A 3,329-nucleotide genomic window follows, 5' to 3' on the forward strand; every position below is an offset into this window, starting at 1 on the left:
CGAGCGAGAAGAGTCCGCACGACATCTTGGAGCGCGTACGCGCAGTAGCGGCTACCGGGTGGTCCGGCATCGGCATCGCATACGACTATCTCAGGATCCGACACTCGGGCTCGACAACCCCGTCCGAGACCTGCTGATGACGGCCGCAACCGAGCTCGACGCCACGCACATCAAGATCGCCACCGCATTGGGTCCAGCGCGAGAGGACGTCGAGTGGTTCGTCGACTCCCTGCGCGGTCTCGCCGACCACGCCGCGGCCCGCGGCGTGCGCCTCGCCCTCGAACCGATGCCGTACACCATGCTCGGCTCGGTCCCCGGCGCAGCCGACCTCGTGCGGGCCGTCGACCGCGAGAATCTCGGAGTGATGATCGACAGCTGGCATGTGTTCCGCGCCGGCACGACGCTCGACGATCTTCGCAAATCGCTGACCCCGGAGATCATCTTCGGAGTAGAGCTCGACGACGCTGCCGAAGGCGTAATCGGCACCTTGCCTGAGGATTCCATCAACGAACGCCTGCTGTGCGGCGAGGGCGTCTTCGACCTCGTCGGGATGGTGCAGACTGTCGTCGACATCGGCTTCCGGGGACCGTGGGGCACCGAGATCATCTCGCGCGCGCATCGCGGACTGCCTCTGCAAGAGGCTCTGGACACAGCTCGATGCGCCACTGAGTCAGTCCTCTCCGCCGCCCTCAGCGACCACTCGACCCGCTAGACACACCACCACGACAATGGAGTCACATGAGCCTGCTCGCCCCACGTTTCGACCAACAGACAGCCATCGTGACGGGAGCTGCCCAAGGAATCGGCTTGGCCACAGCGCGACGCCTACGCGACGAGGGCGCCACGGTCCACGGTTTCGACCTACGCATTCCCGACGACGAGCCTGGAATCTCCTGGCACGAAATCGATGTCACGGACCTCGAACGATGGGGCCAGCTGGTGAGTGAGATCGCCGGACCGCAAGGCCGCATCGACGCCTGGTCAACAACGCCGGCCTCGTCGGGTCCTATGAAAGCCTCGTCGACATCGCCCTCGACGACTGGAAACGCATCATCGACATCAATCAGAACGGCGTCTTCTACGGACTTCGAACCGTACTTCCCTACATGGTGCCGCGGGCCGTGGAGCCATCGTGAATGTCTCGTCGATGTGGGGCCTGGTCGGCGCATCCGGAGTATCGGCGTATCAGGCCTCCAAGGGCGCCGTCACGATGATGACCCGAAATGCCGCGGCAACCTACGCCGCTGCCGGAGTGCGCGTGAATTCCGTGCACCCCGGCTTCATCTCGACCCCCATGACCCAAGCCCAAGATCAGAGTCTGTCGCAGGGCCTCATCGATCAAACCCCCATGGCGCGAGCCGGTTTGGCCGAGGAAGTCGCCGCGTGCATCGCGTTTCTGGCCTCCGCCGATGCCTCATTCGTCACCGGTCAGCAATTGGTCGTCGACGGCGGCTTCACCACTGTGTGAACGGACGCGCCGATAGCGATTTCTCAAGATTGATCGACCAAAGAACCTGTGCCACAGAATATTCAGTTTGCAATCACCCTGCGGCGCGCAGCCCACGCAGACGGCCGGCAATCGGATTGAACACAAGTGCCGCCAGGATGATCAGGCCGTAGATCGCGTCCCGATCAGACCAACGTGGCTGCAGATCCGGTTGAGGACCGTAATGGTGGCGTTCTCCTCAACGGACAGCTCCGGTGCGAAGCCGCTCTCGTGCCGATCCTCTGGGACGAAACCGATGCCGTCCCTCATCGCAGTGGCCACGCTGGGCTTGCGAATCTTGTCCCATTGTTGATGTCCGGGCGGTTCGCGTCGCGGCCGCACCGAGCTGTGCTGAATGCGGCTGGCGGTGACCTGGATATATGACCGTCATCACACGCCGCCTACTCACTATGTACAGTCAGGCTGAACACTGTCGAGTCCATACGAACAATACAGCTTAAGAAGGTTTACGCCCGCTGGCGCTTCGCCCGCCGCCCGACGTCGGACGTCCAAGCCGCACGTCGTGCTGCTGGTCGTCCGGACCGCTTGGCTGCTGTCACCGTCCATCACCACCCCGCAGCGTCCTGCAGCCATCGCGACCACGTGGCCGGCAGCGGCCCGAATTCCAGCTGAAGGAGTGAAAGTAAACGTGCAACGTGCAGCGTCGGCGTCGGTTGACGCGACCGATTGAACCGGGGCCCTGCGATCGCCTACATCTTCACTGCATGTCGCGAAGCGCGGCCAAGATGTCGACCGCGGACTTCACCGGATGATCCGACGCGACGTTGTCGCTGTCGGTGGCCGCCGATGCAGGGGCCCGGGGCCGTTGATGACCGACAACGAACCACAGCCCGCGGGTGACTGCGTCGGTGTGGTTGATGTACAGGTGCGGACGCATGGAGTCGAAGCACATCGAGTCGCCCTGATTGAGGACGAAGGTGTCGAAGTCGAGCTTGAGCGTCAACTCACCTTCGATGATGTAGCCGTATTCGACTCCTGAATGACGCATCATGCGGCCCTCGACGGAGCTGGAGCCGCCGGGCGCGTACGTGGTGATCAATGGGTCGGCCATCCCGAAAGGTCCGACTGCCAACCGTTCCCACGTCACACCGTTTTCCATCTCGATGGTGGGGGAGTTCTCGCGCCGCTGGATGGCAGGGGAATCACCGCCGACCATCGAGAGGTGACCTCGGGTAGTCGCAGTTGTCCTCTGGGGGTCGCCCGGGCTGATCAAGTCTTCGATGGGGACGTCGAGATGGTTGACGAGCGCGTAGAGCGTCGACACGGACGGATTGGTTTTTCCCGTCTCCACCTGGGAGAGCATGCTCGGCGAGACACCGACCGCGGCCGCCACCGAGCGCAGGCTCAGGTTTCGCGCCATGCGGATCGCACGAAGTTGTGGGCCGAAGTTCGCCTGGCTCATACTGCCGTTCCTCCATGCTGCACGCCCGCGGAACTGCCCGCTACCAGGACCGTCGATGTTCAGTGTACGTACACCCCGTTCCAGTTCGGGTAGCGTCCGAGCCGTCTTGAGGGCTGTGCTCAGTACTTTCCTGCGACGAACAGTTCCTGCGCCGGGAACTTGGTCAGCACTTCGATCCCGTAATCGGTCATGACGACCTCCTCCTCGATACGGGCTGCTGACGTGCCATCGGAGGCCGGGCAGTACGTCTCCATCGCGAACACCATGCCCGGCTGGAGCTCGATCGGGTGCTCCAGGGAGTTCAGCCGGGAGATGATCGGGCGCTCGTGCAGGCCGAGCCCCAGGCCGTGGGCGAACTGCAGCCCGAACGCCGCCATCTCGTTCTCGAAACCGAACTCGGTGGCGGTCGGCCACACCGAC

General features: G+C 63.5%; 3 protein-coding genes and 2 pseudogenes. 3 read left to right on the forward strand and 2 right to left on the reverse strand.

Going from position 1 to position 3,329, the window contains the following annotated elements; translation table 11 throughout:
- The 3 genes and pseudogenes from QOI01_RS12600 to QOI01_RS12610 all read left to right on the forward strand — a co-directional run.
- A partial coding sequence (locus tag QOI01_RS12600) for a sugar phosphate isomerase/epimerase family protein (protein WP_526381359.1) occupies window positions 1–712 on the forward strand: 712 nt, incomplete at its 5' end.
- A 26-nt stretch (window positions 713–738) separates the two neighbouring features.
- A pseudogene (locus QOI01_RS12605) lies at window positions 739–915 on the forward strand (SDR family NAD(P)-dependent oxidoreductase); the annotation flags it as partial.
- 110 nt (window positions 916–1,025) lie between these two features.
- Window positions 1,026–1,468: pseudogene (locus tag QOI01_RS12610) on the forward strand (SDR family NAD(P)-dependent oxidoreductase).
- 736 nt (window positions 1,469–2,204) lie between these two features.
- Here the strand turns inward: QOI01_RS12610 and QOI01_RS12615 are convergent.
- Window positions 2,205–2,909, reverse strand: coding sequence for a helix-turn-helix domain-containing protein (locus QOI01_RS12615; protein ID WP_526381361.1), 705 nt, complete (start codon window positions 2,907–2,909; stop codon window positions 2,205–2,207).
- Between the two features lie 119 nt (window positions 2,910–3,028).
- Window positions 3,029–3,329, reverse strand: a 301-nt coding sequence (locus QOI01_RS12620) for a M24 family metallopeptidase (protein ID WP_526381363.1), incomplete at its 5' end; no start/stop codon positions are given.

It is taken from the genome of Mycobacterium sp. (assembly GCF_032162605.1).
Classification (GTDB): Bacteria; Actinomycetota; Actinomycetes; order Mycobacteriales; family Mycobacteriaceae; genus Mycobacterium.